Below are 18,962 nucleotides of genomic sequence, written 5' to 3'. Positions count from 1 at the left end.
TGTTCTGGTCTGCCGGATGGCCTGGCACTCAGGCCCGGCGGATGTTCCACAGCACGGGAAAGCCGAAGTCGATGACGCCCTGAAGCTCGCTGCGCCAGACGGCGGGACTGGAGAACTGCCCGGTCAGCGGCATGTTGACATTGATCAGCGCGCGGCGGTTCATCTCGGCCGCCAGGGCGCGCCGCCGCTCCATGTTGTCCTCCGGCTCGGCCTCGAACTCGCGCAGCAACGGTGTCAGCGCCGCGTCGTCATACAGCCAGGGCGCGGCGCGGGTGCCATTGTAGCTGATGCCCACATTCACCAGCGGGTCCGCCATGTCGAAGCCGGTATAGACCACCGGCACGGCGCTCCAGCCGCCACGCTCCACCGGTTCGCTGCTCAGCCAGCGCTGCGCGGCGGTCGCCCAGTCCATCACCTGGTGATCGACATTCAGTCCGAGCCTGCGCATCTGGTCCGACACCACCATGGCCATGGGATGGATCAGCGAGGATGTCTGAGCATCCAGGAGCACCACCCGTTCGTTGTCGTAGCCGGACTCGCGCAACACGGCGCGGGCCCGCTCCATGTCGGGCCGGAGCGCCTCGCCGCCTGCCTCGGAGGAGAGCGGCGTGCCGCAGAGCGTCATGGACTGGCAGCGCGGCAGGAACATCCCGTCCGGCAGGCCGTGCGCGGCGACGATCCCGCCCTGGTCCAGCGCCAGTTGCAGCGCCTGCCGTACCTTGAGGTTGTTGAAGGGCGGCTGCGCGTGATTGAGCACGAGCCCGCCCATGATCTGCGCGATGCCGCCCGGCTTTGCCAGCGTCGTGCCTCTGTCGCGTTGCAGGATGGGCAGATAGTCGAAGGGAGCGTATTCGAGGTAGTCCACCTCGTTCGCTTGCAGTGCCGCCACGCGCATGGAAGGGTCGTCCATGCTGAGCAGCTCGGCACGTTCGATGAAGACGCGCTTGCCACCCGCCAGACCGTCCGCCGGCTCCTCGCGCGGGCGGTAGCGCGGGTTGCGGCGGAAGCTGGCCTTCTCACCCGGCACCCATTCGTTCCTGAGGAAGACGAAGGGGCCGGACCCCATGATCTCCTTCACCGGCTCGGTCGGTTGAGTGTTGGCGGCAATACGCGCGGGCATCATGAAGGGCACGTGCACGCTGGGCTTGCCGAGGGCGCTGATGACACCGCCGAAAGGTCGCGCCAGCTCCAGCACGAAGCTGTCCGTGGCTGTTGCGCGGAGGGATCGGGCCGCGCCCATCAGCCGGCGCCCGGTAGAGTCCCGCGCCCCCCAACGTTTGAGGGAGGCAACGCAATCCTCCGCCGTCACCGGCTGGCCGTCATGCCATTCCAGGCCCGGGCGCAGGGTGAAGTTGTAGGTCAGCCGGTCATCGCTGGCCTTCCAGCCCTGCAGCATCTGCGGCCGCATGATACCCTGGCTGTCCATGGCCACCAGCGTGTCGAACACCATGTAGGCGAAGTTGCGCGTGACGAAGGAGGTGCCGGCGATGGGGTCCAGAACCTGCAGCCCGGCATTCACCACCAGCCGCAGCGGCCGCTCCGCCGCCTGTGCCCGCGCCATGCCGCTTCCCGCTGTCGTCACGGCCGTTGCCAGCATCGCCCGGCGCGTCCAAGTGTCGTGTCTCATCGCTTGCATCCTCACCCATGGAAAGGCCGTGTTGCGCCTGGCGAGACCTGTTTCCCGGTTCTTGTTCTGGGATGGGGATCGTCCACGTCCCGCGCCTGCGGAGCAAGCGGGAGAGCTTCCCGGCGACGTTGGTCGGACGTCGCGTCGCGACCTTCTGCGGCCCGGCCATTCGGAAATGGCCATGGATGGCATCCTCGCCTGAAGCAGGGGCACCCATGCCGATATGGGTCACGGCGCTTCGGAGATATCGCAGCAATGTTCCTGATCGCGAACCAGGGCGGTGTCCGCGGGTCATCCGGCCGAAGGTTTTCTTCACCACCCACCGCGGAGCCAGCCGGGAGGGGGTGGCAGGAGCTCGAAGCCCTGTTGACCCGGCAGCGGCACCCGTAACCCTGTCGCGGTCAAAGGCGCCATCGGCGATGGCGGCGCTTCAGCCGGGGCCGGCGCCTGGCCACTCCGGCGACACGCTTGTCGCGCCACCACGCAGCGCTCACATCCGGCGGCGTCCGATTGCAATGGCAGATCTTTGCCGCCTTCCGAGCTCGCGGGCGGCCAAGCGGCGCGACATCCTCTCGGCATGGCCCGGATGTCACGGCGCCCGGCAACTGCGCCGGATCACCAGTTGCGTCGGCAGCAGTAGCGACCGGCCGACCTCCACCTCGGCCGAGCCCATCCGTTCCAGCAGCATGGTGGCCGCATGCCGCCCCATGGCCGCCAGGTCCCACGAGATCGCGGTAACCGGCGGCTCGTGCAGTTCCGCCAGCTCCGAATCCGACCCCGCCACCAGCGAGATATCCCGCCCCACCTGGCTGCCTAGCTGGCGCAGCGCGCGCAGGCATCCGCCCAGCATGTCCATCGCCGCGACGAAGATGGCGGTCGGCGGCTCCGGCAGGTTCATCAGCGCCATGGTCTCGCGGAAGGCATCCTCGGCCGTGAGGACACGGTCGCGCAGCAGGCGCGGCTGCGGCGCGACCCCGGCGGCGGCCAGGGCCTGGCGGAAGCCTTCCACCCGGCTGCGCGAGGGGAAGGCCCGGGTATCGCCCACCAGCATGGCGATGCGCCGATGCCCCAGCTCCAGCAAATGCGCCATCGCCGCCACGGCGCCGCTGCGATGGTCCGCCGCCACACGGTCGATGCCGGGTAGCCGGTCGCGATCGATCGCCAGCACTGGCATGGGCGCCCGCGCCAGCGCCGCCAGCACCTCGGCGTTGCGCTCGTCGCTGACGGTCATCATCACGCCTTCCACCTTGCGGCTCTCGAAGGCGCGCAGCAGGGCGACCTCCACGGCGGGGCTGTTGGTGGTGCTGGACAGCAGCAGCGTGTAGCCGGCGACGCGCAGCACCTGCTCCGCCTCGCGGATGAATGTACCGAAGCGGGGGATGTCGAAGTCACGGATGGCGCAGGCCACCAGCCGGCTGCGGTTGCCACGCATGCTCTGCGCCACCGGATCCAGCTGGTAGCCCAGGCGGGCGACGGCCTCGTGCACCTTGCAGCGGATCGGCTCGGCGACCGTGGGGTTGTCGTTCAGCACGCGGGAGACGGTGCCGACCGCCACCCCGGCCATGCGGGCGACATCCTTCAGCTTCACCCGTGGCGTCGGCACCGGCGCCCCCTGCTTGACCGCCCTATAATGAACCGGTTCATATCATGTCACTCTCACGGACGGAAACACCGCCATGCGCCCCCCGAGCGGCCTTCGCGGCCTCGTGCCCCTGGTGTTGCTGGGCGCCGTGGCCTTCGTCAATGCGCTGGCCTCGGTCATCACCTTTCCACTGGCCCCCTTCCTGGCCGAGGATCTGGCAATCCCGGCGGCGCGGGCCGCGCTGGCGAGCCTGGTCTTCGCGCTGGCGGCCGGCCTTGGCGGGCTGCTGGCGGCGCTGCTGCTGGGTGGCTGCGAGCGGCGGCGGGTGGCGGCCTGGGCGCTGGCCGGGCTGGGGCTGGGCTCGGCGGCGGCGGCGCTCGCGCCCAGCTTCCCGGCCCTTCTGGTGGCGCGACTGTTTTCCGGGCTTTGCGCGGGGCCGTTGCTGGCGGCGGTCCTCGCCCTGATTCCGGAGATGGTGGCTCCGGCACGGCGCAATCAGGCGGTCAGCTTGGTGGTGTCCGCCTATGGGCTGGCGCTGGTGCTCGGCCTGCCGATGGTCCTGGCGCTGGTCGCCGACGGGGGCTGGCGCCCCTCCTTCCTGGCGCTGGCCGCGCTCTGCCTGCTGTCGCTGGCGGGGATGGCGGCGCTGCCGGGGCCGAAGGCCGGGGCATCGGCGCCGCGCCCCTCGCCCGGCGGGATGATGGCGCTGCTGCGGCAGCCCATCGGGCTGACCGGCCTCGCCCTGATCGCCAGTGCCTCCTTCGGCACGCTGCTGATCTCGCCGCACCTCGGCACCTATGCGCTGCGCAACCTGGGCGTGGAGGAGACGCGGCTCTGGCTGATCTACCTGCTGGGCGGCGGGCTGGCGCTGGGCACCACCCAGGCCACCGGCTGGGCCATGGACCGGCTGGGGGCGCTCCCGGCGGCGCTGACGGTGGGAGGGGGACTGACCTTGTTGCTGGGCTGGACCTTCCTGCTGTCGCCCGGGGCGGCGCTGGCGGTTCCGCTGCTGGGGCTGGTCCTGGCGGGGCAGCTGGCGCGCAGCACCGTGGCCCAGGCCAGCGCGGCCCAGCTCAGCCGGCCCGAGGACCGGCTGACCTACCAGTGTCTGGCGGCGGCGGTGACCAGCCTGGCCCAGGCGGCAGGGGCCGGGGTCTCGGCCCTGCTCCTGGTTGAGGATGCACAGGGACGGCTTCTCGGCATGGGGCTTCTGGCGGGGCTGAGCATGCTGGCGGCCTGGGCGGCGCCGCTCCTGCTGCTGCTGCTGGACCGGCAGCGGCGCGCGGCTGCAAAAAAATTAGCCATTTCATGAACCGGTTCATTGAAAGCTGGCGCCCGGCTCGATAGGCTCGCCGCATCTCTCCAGGAGACCAGCCATGCGGTTCCGCCTCCCGACCCTCCTTCTGCTGCTCGGCCTGCTGCACGCTTCCCCCACCCAGGCTCAGACCCTGCCGCGACTGGACTTCGCCGGCTCCGTCACCTGGACCGGCCAGGTCCCCATCCTGGTCGCCATCGAGAAGGGCTTCTTCCGCGAGCAGGGGCTGGAGGTGCGGCTGCAGGTGATCGTCAACTCCGCCGATCGCATCCGCGCCATCGCCGCCGGCAGCGCCGCCTTCAGCAATCTGGGCCGCACCGCCGTGCTGGCGGAGATGGCCCGCGGCAACGAGAGCTTCTCCTTCTTCGGCAATGTCGATGACGCACCCGGGCAGGAAGGCTGCTGGGCGCGGCCCGGCATCGCCAGCATTACTGATCTGCGCGGCAAGCCCGTCGCCGCCAATGCCTCGGCCGAGGTGACGCTGATGGGTCTGCTGGCGGAATCCGGCATGGCGCTGAAGGACCTGCAATACCGCAGCCTGCAGGGCACCGAGATGGCGCCGGCCCTGGCGCATGGCGACATCCAGGCCGCCTGTGTCTGGCAGCCGCTGCTGGACCGGTTGAAGCAGGCGGCTCCGGACGGAAAGCTGCTCGGCACCGACCGTGACACGGCGATCTTCCACCGCTTCGGCACCATGGCCTCGCCCGATGTGCTGATCATCTCGCGCGAACTGGTGCGGACGCAGCCGGCCCAGGCGCGGGGACTGGCGCTGGCCATCCTGAAAGGCGCGGACTTCACCATCGCGAAGCCGGAAGAGGCCGCCGCCGCCGTCGCGCACCACTTCCGCCAGACGCCGGAGCAGCTGACCGCGGCGCTGCGCGACTTCCGCTTCTACGGCAGCGAGGGCCGCAAGGCCCACATGCAACTCCATACCGAGCAGATGCAGTATCTGGCCGATCTGCTGCACGAGGCCGGGCGCCTGCCGACGCGGCCCGAGACTGCGCGCTGGGCCGATGACAGCTTCATCGATGCGGGGCAGTGAGCCGATGGCCGCGCCGCTGAGCCTGCGGGCTCCCGCTGCCACGCCGCGCCTGCCCAGGCTGGCCGGCACCATCCGCCAGCCGCTGCTGGGTGCCGTCGCCGTCGCGCTCTTCCTGCTGAGCTGGTGGGGCGCCACCGCCTCCGGGATGGTCGCCCGCCTCTTCCTGCCCTCGCCGGTGGAGGTGGCGCAGGCCACCTGGCGGCTGCTGGGCTCCGGCCAGCTGGTGGCGGCCATCCTGGCCTCCTCGGCCCGCGTCTTCGCCGGCTTCGCCATCGCCGCCCTGATCGCGGTGCCGCTGGGCATCGCCATGGCGGTCTGCGGCCCGGTGCGCGCGGTTCTGACGCCCTTCATCTCCCTGCTCCGGCCGCTGCCCTCGATCACCTGGATCCCGTTGACCATCCTCTGGCTGGGCATCGGCGAGACGCAGAAGGTCGCCATCGTCATCCTGGGCTGCTGGATCTACATCCTGCTGGCGACGCATGAGGCGACGCGCCGCGTCGATCCGCTGCTGGTGCGCGCCGCGCGCAACCTGGGTGCCGGCGACCTGACGGTGATGCGGGAGGTGATCCTGCCGGCGGCCCTGCCCGGCATCCTGGCCGGGCTGAAGGTGACGCTGGCCATCGCCTGGTCCTGCGTGCTCTCGGCCGAGATGGTCGCCGCCCATAACGGGCTCGGCGCCATGATCTGGGAAGGCAAGGACTGGGGCGACATGACCCAGGTCCTCGTGGGGATGGTGGCGATCTCGCTGACCGTGCTGCTGGCCGATCTGGTGGCGACGCGGCTGGAACGCGCGCTGCTGCCCTGGGAACGCCACCGGCGGCATTGAGGAACGACAGGATGCAACCGATTCTCGTCGCGGAGAACGTCTCCAAATCCTATGCCATCGGCGGCAACGAGCTGGTCGCGGTGCGCAACCTCTCGATGGAGGTGGCGGAAGGCGAGCTGCTCTGCCTGCTCGGCGCCTCAGGCTGCGGCAAGTCGACCATGCTGGGCATCTTCGCCGGCTTCACCCCGCCCAGCAGCGGCCGCGTTCTGCTGCGCGGCGCGCCGATCACCGGCATCGAGCCGCGCTGCGGCATGGTCTTCCAGTCCTATGCGCTGTTCCCCTGGAAGACGGTGCGGCAGAACGTCGAATTCCCGCTGCGCATGCGCGGCGTGCCGCGCGCCGAGCGCCGCGCGCTGGCCGAGCGCTTCATCGGCATGGTGCAGCTGGCCGGCTTCGCCGAGCACTACCCGGCGGAACTTTCCGGCGGCATGCAGCAGCGCGTCACCATCGCGCGCTGCCTGGCGGCCGACCCGGAAGTGCTGCTGATGGACGAGCCCTTCGCCGCGCTGGATGCCATGACGCGGCAGGTGATGCAGGAGGAGCTGCTGCGGATCCAGGCGGAAAGCGGCAAGACCATCGTCTTCATCACGCACAATATCGACGAGGCCCTGATCCTGGGCAGCCGCATCGTGGTGATGTCGGCACGTCCGGGTCGCATCAAGGCCATCCTGGACAATCCGCTGCCGCGCCCACGCGGCGTCGCCGTGCAGACCTCGCCCGAATACGCCGCGCTGAAGGGCGCGGTGTGGAACCATGTGGAGGAGGAGGTGACCCGTCACATCGCCGCCTCCCGCCTCGCCTAAGGATCGCGTCATGCCGAAACGTCACATGCGCCTCGTTGCCTTCCTGAAGGCGGGGCCGACCTGCCATCATCATGGCGGCTGGCGCCATCCGGAGGCCGAGCTGGGCTTCCTCGACCCCGGCTGGTACGAGCGCACCGCGGCCACGCTGGAACAGGGCTGCTTCGACGCGCTGTTCTTCGCCGATGTGCTGGGGCTCTACGACTACTACAATGGCAGCTACGCCACGCAGCTCGGCAAAGGCGGCGCGCTGAGCCTGCTGGACCCGCTGCCGATCCTGGCGATGATGGCGCGCGCCACGCGGCATATCGGCCTGGGCGCCACGCTCTCCACCACCTTCCACCACCCCTATCAGATCGCCCGCACCCTGGGCACGCTGGACATTCTCTCCGGTGGGCGCATGGCGTGGAACATCGTCACCTCGGCCAGCCATCTGGAGGCGAGGAATTTCGGCATGGAGGCCATCCCCGGCCGGGAGGAGCGCTATGCCCGCGCCCATGAGGCCGTGGAAGCCTGTCTCAAGCTGTGGAGCAGCTGGGAGGCGGACGCGCTGATCCTGGACCGGGAATCCGGCCGCTTCGCCGATCCCGCCCGGGTGCATTACGCGCATTACGAGGGCCAACATATCCGCAGCCGCGGGCCGCTGACCGTGCCGCGCACGCCGCAGGGCCATCCCGTGCTGATGCAGGCCGGCTCCTCCGGACCCGGCCTGGATTTCGCCGCGCGCTGGGCGGAGCTGGTCTTCACCCTGCAGCACAGCGCGGAGGACATGCGCCGCTTCCGCGCCGCCACGCGCGAACGCGTGGCCCGGCACGGCCGCGACCCGGACAATTGCGCCGTGCTGCCCTCGGTCGATCCGATCATCGGCGAGACGGAATCCATCGCCCGCGAGAAGGCCGACTATGTCAACAGCCTGGTCGATGCGGAGCTGGGCATGGCGCTGACCTCCTCGCATATCGGCACCGACCTGTCGCGCTTCCCGCCCGACCGGCCGGTGGAGGATCTGGACCTGCCGGAAGGCTCGCGCGGGTCCTTCGACGTGATCCTCCAGGGCACCCGCGCCGAAGGGCTGAGCCTGGGCGAGGCGGCGCGCCGCTACGCCACCAGCGAGCTGGCGCCGCAGCTGGTCGGCACGCCGGAGAGCGTGGCCGACCAGATGGAGGCGATCTTCACCGGCGGCGCCTGCGATGGCTTCGTCCTGACCCCCACCGTTTCGCCCGGCACCTGGGAGCAGTTCACCCGCGCGGTGGTGCCGATCCTGCAGCGCCGTGGCCTGCTGCGCCGCCACTACGCCGCCACGACCCTGCGCGGCCATCTGCGCGAGGCGGCATGAGCGCGCCCGTGATCGGCTTCGTCGGCTTCGGCGAGGCCGCCCGCTGCTTCGCCCGCCATCTCGGCGCGCAGGGCCTGCGGGTCCAGGCCTTCTGCGCGGGCAGCACCAATCGTCCGCCCTACCCCGATGATTTCCGCAACGAGGCCGCCGCCCTCGGCGTCACGCTGCGGGACAGTCTGGAAGAGCTGCTGGCGGCGGTCGATGTCGTCATCTCCGCCGTGGTGGTGGCCGCGGCGCCGGCGGTTGGCCAGGCCATCGCCACGGCGCTGCGGCCCGGCATGCTGGTGGTCGATATCAACGCCGCCACGCCACGCGCCAAGCAGGACGTCGCCGTCACCGTCAACCTCCGCGGCGGCGCCTATGTCGATGCCAATCTCATGGGGGCCGTCGGGCTCTATGGTGCCGGCGTGCCGCTCTACTGCTCGGGCGACGGGGCGGCGCGGTTCGCCGCGCTCTTCTCGCCGCTGGGGCTGACCATCGAGGTCGCCGGCGACAGTCCGGGCACGGCCGCCGCCGTGAAGATGCTGCGCAGCGTGGTGACCAAGGGTATCGAGGCCTTGGTGGTCGAGGCCATGACCGCGGCCAGCCTGGCCGGCGTACGGCAGGAGGCACTGGCTGGCATCTGCGGCCCCATGGATGCCACGCGCTTCTCGGACTTTGTGGAAATGTGCCTGCGCACCGATGTGCTGCATGCCGGCCGCCGCGCGGTGGAGATGGACGGTGTCGCCGACTGCCTGCGCGAGCTCGGCCTCGAGCCCTTGATGACCGAGGCGACCGCCGCCCGCCTGCGCGCCTCCGCCGCGCTGGACCTGCGGGCGGCATTCCTCGCCCGGCCCGGCTATGATGCCGATGCCGTGCTGGATGCCTATGCCGCGAGGCTGGCGGCGACGCCCGGCTGATGGCGCCGCGCCGGGCCCCGGCCCATCACCGCGGGTCGCCGCCCCTCGACGACGGGCCGACCGGCGGCTCCACCGCGCGATGGCTTCCTGCTCCCCTTCAGTTCAGGAGGACGACCGCCTAAACCGGAGGCGCACCTGCCGCGCGGGGCGGAGCCACTCAAGGGGACGGGATCGCCGGTTTGAAGCCCACGGAACTGGCATGGAGGGAGTTGCTCGCGGCGCCGGAGCGCCGCGGCCTGCCGGCCGGGGCGGAAATCCGCCGCCAGCTTGTTCATGCCATCGAGGATGGGCGGCTGCAGCCGCATTCCCGCCTGCCCTCCAGCCGCCGGCTGGCGGCGCTGCTGGGTGTCGCTCGTGTGACGGTTCTGGAGGTTTACCAGCGGCTGGTGGAGGAGGGCTATCTGACGGCGCGGGAACGCAGCGGCGTGTTCGTCGCACCGCTGAACCGGCCGGAGGCCGGGCCGGAGGGCCTCGCGGCGGCGGCCGATCCCGCAAGGCCGTTCTGGTCCGGCCGCTTCGCGGTCCGGCCGGCGGAATTCCTGAATATCGCCAAGCCGCGCGACTGGCAGCGCTACCCCTATCCCTTCCTATTCGGCCAGCTCGACCCCGCGCTGTTCCCGACCGGACCCTGGCGTGAAGCCGTGAAGGCCACCTCCAGCGTCGCCGCCATCCAGTCCTGGAGCGCCGACATGATCGACGAGGACGATCCGGCCCTGGTCGAGCAGCTCTGCCGCCAGGTGTTGCCGCGCCGCGCGGTCTGGGCGCGGCCGGCGGATGTCATGATCACGCTGGGGGCGCAGCAGGCGTTGTACCTCGTGACGCGCCTGCTGCTGGGGCCCGGCATCGTCGCGGGAGTGGAGGATCCGGGCTATCCGGACCTGCGGCACATGGCGCGGATGCAGGCCGGCGCGCTGCGGCTGCTCAGCGTCGATGCCGAGGGCGCCGTGCCGGACGCCGCCATGGCCGCCTGCCAGGTGGCCTTGCTGACGCCTGGACACCAATGCCCGACCTCCACCGTCATGCCCTCGACACGGCGGCGGGATATCCTGCGCCTGGCCCGGCAGCGCGACATGCTGCTGGTGGAGGATGACTACGACGCCGATCTCTTCGCCGAGGGCGAGGCGGTGCCACCCCTCAAGAGCCTCGATACCGAGGGGCGGGTGATCTATGTCGGCAGCCTGTCGAAGGTGCTGGCGCCGGGGCTGCGCCTCGGTTTCGTCGTGGCGCCACCGCCGGTCATCGCGCAGTTGCGGGCGCTGCGCCGCCTGATCCACCGTCATCCGCCCAGCAACAACCAGCGCGCAATGGCGGGCTTCATCGCGCTCGGCCATTATCGTGGGCATCTGCGCCGCCTGGGAGAGGCGCTGGCCGAGCGTGCCGCGCTGATGGACAGCTTGCTGCCGCGACACCTGCCCGGCTGCCGGTGGCGGTGCGGCGCCGGGGCCAGCAGCGCCTGGGTGGAAGGGCCACCCGGGCTGGACAGCCGCGCCCTGGCCGGCGCGCTGGCGGCGCAGGGCGTGCTGATCGAACCAGGCGACGTCTTCTTCGACGATCCAGCCATGGGCCGTTCCTGCTTCCGCCTGGGCTGGACCGCCATCCGCACCGACAAGATTCATGGCGGACTGGCCATTCTGGCGGATGCCATCACGCTGCATTCAAATTCATCATGATGGTGAAATTCTAGCCGATTCTCTAGCGTGCGAATCTGGTAGGCTATTTTATAGGCATTTGGTTCTTCCGCCGGGTCGTGCGCCATCCGTAATCTGCGTCGGCCCCTCAGGCTGACCGGACCTGCTGCCCCATGACCGACCTCACCGACGCGCGCCACGCCCTGCTGGAACGGCTGTTCGCCGCCTTCAATCGCCACGACGCCGAGGCCGTGATGGCCTGCTTCACGCCGGATGTGATCTTCCACGCCGCAGCTGGCCCCGAGGCGCAGGGCCGACGGATCGAGGGCCAGGCCGCCGTCCGCGCCGCCTTCGAGGGTGTCTGGACCGCCATGCCCGATGTCCAATGGACCGTCCGTCGCCACGCGGTCTTTGGCGATCGCGCCGTCAGCGAATGGCTCTTCACCGGTACCAATGCCGAAGGCGCCCGGGTGGAGGCCGAGGGCCTCGACCTGTTCACCTTCGCCGGCGAGGCCATCGCGGCCAAGAGCGCCTTCCGCAAGGACCGTCCGCCGCTGCTCCGCGCCGCCTGAGGCCCGCGCCATGGATTCGCTGCCACCTCCCGCCGCCTTCCTGCCCACCGCGCCCTATGACCCGCATCATGACCCGCTGCGCGACCCGCATCCGGGCCAGGGCCGCGCCTATGCACCAAGCTACTGGGTGGCCACAGCCGGGCCACCGCCGGCCGATGACGGGCCGCTGGCCGGCGAGACGGACACGGATGTGGCGGTGATCGGGTCGGGCTTCACCGGCCTCGCCTGCGCCCTGTTCCTGGCGCGCGATCACGGCATCACGGCCACGGTGCTGGAAGCGAACACAGTCGCCTGGGGGTGCAGCACGCGCAATGGCGGCCAGGGCCAGAACGCCTCCGGCCGGCTGAGCCGGGCACAGTGGATCGCCCGCTGGGGCCAGGAGACGGCGCTGGCCCTGCATGCCGAGATCCTGGAAGGCTTCGAGCTGTTCACGGACCTGACGCGGGAACTGGACTGCGAGCCGCAGCCCGGCGGGCATCTCTACATCGCGCACCGGCGGCGCAACCTGGAGAAGCTGCGGGCGGATTCCGACCTTGCCAACCGTATCTTCGGCTACGGCACCCGCATCCTGCCGCGCGAGGAGGTGTGGCGCGACTTCGTGCACGACGCCGAGGCGGTGGGCGCGCTGCACGAGCCGCTGGGCATGGGTGTGCAGCCGGCGAAGCTGGCCTTCGGCTATCTGCGCGCCGCCCGCGGGGCGGGCGCCCGCATCCATCCCGGCAGCCCGGTGCTGGAGATCCGCGAAGAGGCGGAGTGCTTCCTGCTGCGCACACCGGGCGGATTGCTGCGGGCCCGGGCCGTCGCCATCGCCACCGGCGGATACACCGGCCAGAAGCTGCATCCGCGCCTGCGCAGCCGCATCATGCCGATCCTGTCGAACAACATGGTGACCCGCCCGCTGACCGACAGCGAGATCGCCGCGACCGGCTTTCGCACGCGCCAGGTCATCACCGACACGCGCACGCTGCGCTACTACTACCGCCTGCTGCCGGACAACCGCCTGCAGATCGGCAGCCGCGCCGCCATCACCGGCGCCGACGCCGCCAACCCCGCGCATCGCGCCGTGCTGGATGACGGGCTGGCGCGGAAGTTTCCCGCCCTGGCGGGCATCGCGGCGGATCATTCCTGGTGGGGCTGGGTGGATGTCAGCCACGACATGATGCCGCGCATCGTCCAGCCCGAGGCCGGGCGCAACCTGTTCTACGCCATGGGCTATGGCGGCAATGGCGTCAGCTACTCGGCCCAGGCCGGGCGGCGGCTGGCCGCGCTGGCGGCCGGCAGGCCCCTTCCCCAGCGCCTGCCCATCTTTCAGGGCGAGTTGCCACGCCACCCCTTCGCGCCGTTCCGCCGGCTGGGCCAGCGCGCGCTGTACCGCCTGTACCACCGCCGTGACGAAGCGCCCGATGCATGATCATGGCACTGCTCGGCCTGCTGATGGTGTTCCTGGCGGGGCTGATCCGCGGCTTCACCGGCTTCGGCTTCTCGATCGCCGCCGTGCCGCTGCTCAGCCTGCTCTACCCGCCGGCCGAGGTGGTGCCGGTGGTGATGCTGCTGCAACTGGCCATCAGCCTGGACGGGCTGCGCGGCGCCTGGGCGCTGGCCGACCGCGCCTCGCTGGGCCTGCTGTCGCTGGGCGCGCTGCTGGCGACGCCGCTCGGCCTTTGGGGGCTCGCGCAGCTGCCGCCGGCGCCGGTGCGGCTGGTGATCGCCGGGGTGGTGGCGCTGGCGGTAGTGATCCTGGCGGGTGGGCGGCGGATGACGCGGCCGCCCTCCGGCGGGGCGACACTGGCCTTCGGGCTGGCATCGGGACTGTTCAACGGGCTGGCCGGCATCCCCGGGCCGCCGGTCATCGCCTACTACCTGGCCTCGCCGCTGGCCACTGCCACCGCCCGCGCCTCCATGATCGTGCTGTTCCTGCTGACCTCTCTGGGCGCGCTGCTGCCGCTAGCCGCCATGGGCATGGTGGGGCAGGCCAGTCTGCTCTCCGCGCTGCTCGGCTTGCCCGCCGTCTGGGCCGGCTCCTGGCTCGGCACCCGCATGTTCCTGCGCAGCCCCGATGCCCGCTACCGCCGCGTCGCCCTGGCGATCCTGGGCGGCACCGCCCTGCTAGCCGTGGCGCGCGTCGCCTTCGACAGCCTGACCTGACCCTCCCGGAGACGAAGTCCTGATGCCCGCCCCCGTCACCATCTTCACCGCCCGCCGCATCCTGACCATGGACCCCGCCCGCCCCGAGGCCACCCATGTGGCGGTGCGCGAAAGCCGCATCCTGGCGGTGGGCGGCGAGGCGGAGATGGCCGATCTGGGTCCCGCCACACTGGACAGGCGCTTCGCGGACAAGGTCATCCTGCCCGGCTTCGTCGAGGGCCACAGCCATCTGCATGAAGGGGCTGCCTGGCGCGATCCCTATCTCGGCTTCTTCGAGCGCCGCGACCCGGAGGGCAAGGTCTGGCCGGGGCTGAAGGACATCGCCGCCGTCGTCGCGCGCCTGCGCGAGGTGGCGGCGGAGAAGCCGGAGGGCTCCATCACCGCCTGGGGCTTCGACCCGATCTATTTCGGCGGCCGCCGCATGAAGCGCGCCGATCTCGACGAGGTTTCGCAGACCCGCCCGGTGGTGGTCACCCACGCCTCCGGCCACATCATGAACCTGAACAGCGTCGCCATGGCCCTGGCCGGGTTCGACCGCGCCAACGACCTGGACGGGCTGGTGCGCGACGAGGCGGGCGCGCCCACGGGCGAGATCCTGGGGCCGGAGCTGATGGGCCGCGTGCGCCGCGTGGTGGTGCCCGACATGTTCTCCCGCACGCTGGATGCCGGCGCGCTGGACCGCTTCGCCAAGCTGGCGCGGCAGGCCGGTGTCACCACCGCGACCGATCTGGTCAGCGACATGAGCGAGGCGACCGTCGCCAGCTACCGCGCCGCGACGGAGGATGCGGATTTCCCGCTGCGCCTGGTGCCCGCTCTGGCGGCGCGGATGTTCGGCCAGGATGAAGGCATCGCCCGGCTGGAGGAATTGCGCCCGACCAGCACGGAAAAGCTGCATTTCAAGCTGGTGAAGCTGGTGGTGGACGGCTCCATCCAGGGCTTCACCGCGCGGCTGCGCTGGCCTGGCTACCACAACGGCGCGCCCAACGGGCTGTGGTATGTGGCGCCCTCCGAACTCGGCGCCATCGTCGGGGCCTGGCACCGGGCGGGCGCGCTGCTGCACATCCACACCAATGGCGACGAGGCCAGCGAGGTGGCGGTGGAGATGCTGGAGCGCGCGCTGACCGCGCATCCGCGCCCTGACCATCGGCACACGCTGCAGCATTGCCAGATGCCCGACCCGGCGCTGTTCCGCCGCATCAAGGCGCTGGGCCTCTGCGTCAATCTCTTCGCCAACCACATCTTCTACTGGGGCGAGGAGCATGTCGCGCAGACCATGGGGCTGGCGCGCGCGCAGCGGATGGATGCCTGCGGCACGGCGCTGCGCGTCGGCATTCCTTTCGGCATCCATTCCGACGCGCCGGTGACGCCGCTGGCGCCACTGTTCACGGCCTGGTGCGCGGTGATGCGCCTGACCGCCAAGGGTCGCGTCCTGGGCGAGGGCGAGCGCATCGAGGTAGCGGAGGCGCTGCGCGCCATCACGCTGGGCGCGGCCTACACGCTGAAGCTCGACCATCTGGTGGGCAGCATCGAGGCCGGCAAGCTCGCCGATTTCGCCGTGCTGGACGAGGACCCGCTGGCCATCGAGCCCATGCGGCTGAAGGATGTCACGATCAGCGCCACGGTGCTGGGCGGCCGCGTCTTCCCAGTGCCGCCCACGGCATGAGCATTCCCGTCACCATCCTCGGCGGCTTCCTGGGCGCGGGCAAGACCACGGCGCTCAATGCCCTGCTGCGGCAGGCGGAAACCCGTATCGCCGTGCTGGTGAACGACTTCGGCGCCGTCAACATCGACGCCGCGCTGATCGCGGCGCGGCAGGGCGGCATGGTCTCGCTCAGCAATGGATGCGTGTGCTGCGCGCTTGGCCCCGATCTCGGCGAGGGCATCGCGCGGCTGGTGGCGCTGGACCCGCCGCCGCAGCAGATTCTCGTCGAGGCCAGCGGCGTCGGGGACCCCTGGCGCATCGCCCAGCTGGCGCGGCTGGAGGTGGGCGTGCATCTCGACGCCGTGCTGACGCTGGCCGACGCGCAGCGCTTCCCGGCGCTCCTGGCCGATCGCTGGCTGTCCGACACGCTGGAACGCCAGGTGGCGCGGGCGGATCTGGTGCTGCTGAGCCATGCCGACCTGGCGACGGAGGCCGAGATCCGCGCCACCCGCGCCGCGCTGGCCGGGCTTCGCCCGGGCCTGCCGGTGGCCTTGCTGCCACCGGAGGGGCTGCCGCCGCTGCTCGGCGCCGCGCGCGTCCAGCCAGGGAGGGAACGCGCCGGCCGCTTCCACGCCGACGCGCCGACGGCGCATGGCTTCCGCCATCTGCTCTGGACGGCGCCCGGGCCGTTGGACCACGACAGGCTGATGCAGGCGCTGGAGGCCCTGCCCGAAAGCGTGCTGCGGCTGAAGGGCTTCTGCCGGTTGGGGCCGAAGGCGACGCCGCATCTGGTGCAGCGCGCCGGCCGCCGGGTGGAGCTGCGGCCCTGGCCGGAACCCCTGCCCGCCGGCGCCGATGCCCTGGTGTTGATCGGCACGCCCGAGATGCCGGATGCGGTGCTCGGCACCCTCCGCGCCGCGCTTCACGCCCACCCCGAATCCCACCCCCGAGGAGGCCCGACATGACGAAGCCCATGACGCCCATGAGCCGCCGCGCGACACTCGCCCTCGGCGCGGCGCTGGTGGCCGCCGGAGGCGCGGACCTGCCCGCCCGCGCCGCGGCGCCGAAGCGGGGCGGCACGCTGGTGATCGGCGGCGCGCTGAGCCTGCGCCATTTCAACGGCGCCATCCAGTCGGGCTCGGCGACGGCGCTGCCCTCCTCGCAGATCTTCGCGAGCCCGCTGCGTTTCGACAGCAACTGGAATCCGGAGCCCTACCTGGCGAAGTCCTGGAGCGTCTCGGAGGATGGGCTCGCCGTCACGCTCAACCTGGTGACGGATGCGGTCTTCCACGACGGCCAGCCCGTCACCTCGGCGGATGTCGCCTTCTCCGTCGACATCATCCAGAAGAACCACCCCTTCAAGACGATGCTGGAGCCGGTGGAGCGCGTCGACACGCCGGACCCGCACACCGCCATCCTCCGGCTGAAGCACCCCCACCCGGCGCTGATCCTGGCGATGTCGCCGGCGCTGATGCCGATCCTGCCGAAGCATGTCTATGGCGACGGACAGGACATCCAGACCCATCCGGCCAATCTTCGGCCCATCGGCTCCGGCCCCTACAGGTTCGCGGAGTACAAGCCCGGCGACTTTTGGGCGCTCGAACGCTTCGATCGCTTCTTCATCCCCGGCCGGCCGGCGCTCGACCGCATCGTCTGCCGCATCATCAGCGACTATAGCGTGGTGACGCTGGGGCTGGAGCGGGGCGAGTTGCACATGACGCCCTTCCTGGCCGGCGTGCGTGACATCGCCCGCGCCGAGCGCGCGCCGAACCTGACCGTGACGCCCAAGGGCTATGACGGCATCGGCGCGCTCACCTGGCTCGCCTTCAACACGCAGCGCCCGCCCTTCGACGATCCGCGCGTGCGCCAGGCCATCGCCTATGCCGCCGATCGCGACGCCATCGTCAGGCGCATCCTGGGCGGCAAGGCAAAGCCCTCCTTCGGGCCGCTTGTCTCCACCTCCCCCTTCTCGGCGCCTGATGTGGAGAAGTACGCCCTGGACCTCGACAAGGCGAATGCACTGCTGGACGCCGCCGGGCACAGGCGCGGCGCCGATGGCACGCGCTTCGCCCTCACCATCGACAGCCCCGCCGGGCAGCCGGAACTGGGCCGCAATCTGGCGGAGTTCCTGCGCGTGCAGCTGCGCAAGGTCGGCATCGCCGCCGAGGTGCGGCTGGCGCCGGACTTCCCGACCTGGGCGCAGCGCGTCAGCAACTTCGATTATGACCTGACCATCGACACCGTCTTCAACTGGGGCGACCCGGTCATCGGCGTGCACCGCACCTACCTGTCGAGCAATATCCGCAAGGGCGTGATCTGGTCGAACACCCAGGGCTACAGGAATCCCGAGGTGGACAGGCTCCTGGCCGAGGCGGGAGTGGAGCGCGACGCGGCGAAGCGCAAGGATCTGTACCAGCAGTTCCAGCGGCAGGTGGTCGCCGATGCGCCGATCTTCTTCATCGACGAGGTGCCGTATCACACCGCCTACCACAAGGGCCTCGGCAATGTGCCGGAGACCATCTGGGGGCCGATGTCGCCGCTCGACACGCTTTACTGGGAGAACCCGCCGGCATGAGTGGCGCCCTCCTCGGCATGGGCGGCAGGGTGGTGAATGCCGTACTGCTGCTGCTGGCCGTCGTGATCATGAATTTCTGCCTGATCCACCTGGCGCCGGGCGACCCGGCGCAGGTCATCGCCGGGGAGATGGGCGGCGCCTCGCCCGAGGTGCTGGCCACCATCCGCGCGCAGTACGGGCTGGACCAGCCATTCGGCACTCAACTCGCCAACTATGTCTCGCGCGCCGCGACGGGGGATCTGGGTTACTCCTTCTACTTCAACCAGCCCGTCTCCAGCCTGATCCTGGAGCGGCTGCCGGCGACGGTGCTGCTGATGGCGGCGGCGCTGACCTTTGCCGCCATCGTCGGCACGCTGCTCGGCGTTCTGGCCGCCTACAGGCCGCGTGGCCTCGGCAGCCTCCTCGTCACCATCGTCTCGCTTGCCGGGCATGCGGCGCCGGTCTTCTGGAGCGGGCTGCTGTTGCTGCTGCTCTTCGCCTCGGTGCTGCCGCTCTTCCCGATCGCTGGCATGACGGATGTGACGCGACCGCTCAGCGGCATCGACTACGTGCTGGATGTCGCGCACCATCTGGTGCTGCCGGCCTTCACGCTCGGCCTGGTGTATCTGGCGCAATACAGCCGGCAGAGCCGCACCAGCATGATCGACGTGCTGGGCGCCGACTACATCCGCACCGCGCGCGCCAAGGGCCTGCCGGAGCGGCGGGTGGTGCTGAAGCACGCGCTGCGCAACGCGCTGATCCCCGTGGTCACGCTGATCGGTCTGCAGTTCGCGCAGCTTCTCGCCGGCGCCGTGCTGGTGGAGACGGTATTCGGCTGGCCCGGCATGGGCCGGCTGGTGCTGGAGAGCATCCTGCGCCGCGACCACCCGACGCTGCTCGGCGTGCTGGTGGTCTCGGCGCTGCTGGTGATGGTCGCCAACCTGCTGACCGACCTGGCCTATCGCCTGGTCGATCCGCGCATCCGGGGACATTGACC

Annotated in this window: 16 protein-coding genes; 14 read left to right on the top strand and 2 right to left on the bottom strand. The window is 70.7% G+C overall.

Features of this window, described 5'->3' with window-relative positions; translation table 11 throughout:
- Positions 1-28 precede the first annotated feature (28 nt).
- Together ACF3NH_RS10095 and ACF3NH_RS10090 are read right to left on the bottom strand one after the other, a co-directional pair.
- Positions 29-1,627, bottom strand: coding sequence for an ABC transporter substrate-binding protein (locus tag ACF3NH_RS10095; RefSeq protein ID WP_422922720.1), 1,599 nt, complete (start codon positions 1,625-1,627; stop codon positions 29-31).
- A 589-nt stretch (positions 1,628-2,216) separates the two neighbouring features.
- A complete protein-coding gene (locus tag ACF3NH_RS10090) occupies positions 2,217-3,230 on the bottom strand; it encodes a substrate-binding domain-containing protein (protein WP_198365490.1) in 1,014 nt (337 codons plus the stop codon).
- A gap of 73 nt (positions 3,231-3,303) precedes the next feature.
- On the opposite strand from ACF3NH_RS10090, the gene ACF3NH_RS10085 reads away from it, so the two are divergent.
- The 14 genes from ACF3NH_RS10085 to ACF3NH_RS10020 all read left to right on the top strand — a co-directional run bounded on the left by ACF3NH_RS10085 (position 3,304) and on the right by ACF3NH_RS10020 (position 18,960).
- Positions 3,304-4,521: an MFS transporter gene (locus ACF3NH_RS10085; protein WP_422922719.1), complete on the top strand. Its 1,218-nt coding sequence runs from the start codon at positions 3,304-3,306 to the stop codon at positions 4,519-4,521.
- 64 nt (positions 4,522-4,585) lie between these two features.
- Positions 4,586-5,566, top strand: a complete 981-nt coding sequence (locus ACF3NH_RS10080) for an ABC transporter substrate-binding protein (protein WP_422922718.1) — start codon at positions 4,586-4,588, stop codon at positions 5,564-5,566.
- Between the two features lie 4 nt (positions 5,567-5,570).
- Positions 5,571-6,392, top strand: coding sequence for an ABC transporter permease (locus tag ACF3NH_RS10075; protein ID WP_422922717.1), 822 nt, complete (start codon positions 5,571-5,573; stop codon positions 6,390-6,392).
- Positions 6,393-6,403: 11 nt separating this feature from the next.
- Positions 6,404-7,195 carry an ABC transporter ATP-binding protein gene (locus ACF3NH_RS10070; RefSeq protein ID WP_198365486.1) on the top strand — a complete coding sequence of 264 codons (792 nt, stop codon included), beginning with the start codon at positions 6,404-6,406 and terminating at the stop codon, positions 7,193-7,195.
- Between the two features lie 10 nt (positions 7,196-7,205).
- Positions 7,206-8,525 carry an LLM class flavin-dependent oxidoreductase gene (locus ACF3NH_RS10065; protein ID WP_422922716.1) on the top strand — a complete coding sequence of 440 codons (1,320 nt, stop codon included), beginning with the start codon at positions 7,206-7,208 and terminating at the stop codon, positions 8,523-8,525.
- Positions 8,522-9,424 carry an NAD(P)-dependent oxidoreductase gene (locus ACF3NH_RS10060; RefSeq protein WP_198365484.1) on the top strand — a complete coding sequence of 301 codons (903 nt, stop codon included), beginning with the start codon at positions 8,522-8,524 and terminating at the stop codon, positions 9,422-9,424. Before ACF3NH_RS10065 ends, ACF3NH_RS10060 begins: the two co-directional genes overlap by 4 nt.
- A gap of 179 nt (positions 9,425-9,603) precedes the next feature.
- Positions 9,604-11,094, top strand: coding sequence for an aminotransferase-like domain-containing protein (locus tag ACF3NH_RS10055; protein WP_422922715.1), 1,491 nt, complete (start codon positions 9,604-9,606; stop codon positions 11,092-11,094).
- A gap of 131 nt (positions 11,095-11,225) precedes the next feature.
- Positions 11,226-11,624, top strand: a complete 399-nt coding sequence (locus ACF3NH_RS10050) for a nuclear transport factor 2 family protein (RefSeq protein WP_422922714.1) — start codon at positions 11,226-11,228, stop codon at positions 11,622-11,624.
- 10 nt (positions 11,625-11,634) lie between these two features.
- The gene (locus ACF3NH_RS10045; protein WP_422922713.1) at positions 11,635-13,035 is read left to right on the top strand and encodes an NAD(P)/FAD-dependent oxidoreductase; all 1,401 of its coding nucleotides are present in this window, start codon (positions 11,635-11,637) and stop codon (positions 13,033-13,035) included.
- Positions 13,032-13,769 carry a sulfite exporter TauE/SafE family protein gene (locus tag ACF3NH_RS10040; RefSeq protein WP_422922712.1) on the top strand — a complete coding sequence of 246 codons (738 nt, stop codon included), beginning with the start codon at positions 13,032-13,034 and terminating at the stop codon, positions 13,767-13,769. Before ACF3NH_RS10045 ends, ACF3NH_RS10040 begins: the two co-directional genes overlap by 4 nt.
- A gap of 22 nt (positions 13,770-13,791) precedes the next feature.
- Positions 13,792-15,432, top strand: a complete 1,641-nt coding sequence (locus ACF3NH_RS10035) for an amidohydrolase (protein WP_422922711.1) — start codon at positions 13,792-13,794, stop codon at positions 15,430-15,432.
- Positions 15,429-16,376, top strand: coding sequence for a CobW family GTP-binding protein (locus ACF3NH_RS10030; RefSeq protein WP_422922710.1), 948 nt, complete (start codon positions 15,429-15,431; stop codon positions 16,374-16,376). Before ACF3NH_RS10035 ends, ACF3NH_RS10030 begins: the two co-directional genes overlap by 4 nt.
- Positions 16,373-17,986, top strand: coding sequence for an ABC transporter substrate-binding protein (locus ACF3NH_RS10025; RefSeq protein ID WP_232476932.1), 1,614 nt, complete (start codon positions 16,373-16,375; stop codon positions 17,984-17,986). The genes ACF3NH_RS10030 and ACF3NH_RS10025 overlap by 4 nt, the downstream gene beginning before the upstream one ends.
- The gene (locus tag ACF3NH_RS10020) at positions 17,983-18,960 is read left to right on the top strand and encodes an ABC transporter permease (protein ID WP_422922709.1); all 978 of its coding nucleotides are present in this window, start codon (positions 17,983-17,985) and stop codon (positions 18,958-18,960) included. The genes ACF3NH_RS10025 and ACF3NH_RS10020 overlap by 4 nt, the downstream gene beginning before the upstream one ends.
- Positions 18,961-18,962 lie beyond the last annotated feature (2 nt).

The organism is Pseudoroseomonas sp. WGS1072 (assembly GCF_049340465.1).
Lineage (GTDB): Bacteria > Pseudomonadota > Alphaproteobacteria > Acetobacterales > Acetobacteraceae > Pseudoroseomonas.
This window is presented reverse-complemented; position numbering and strand designations above follow the sequence as displayed.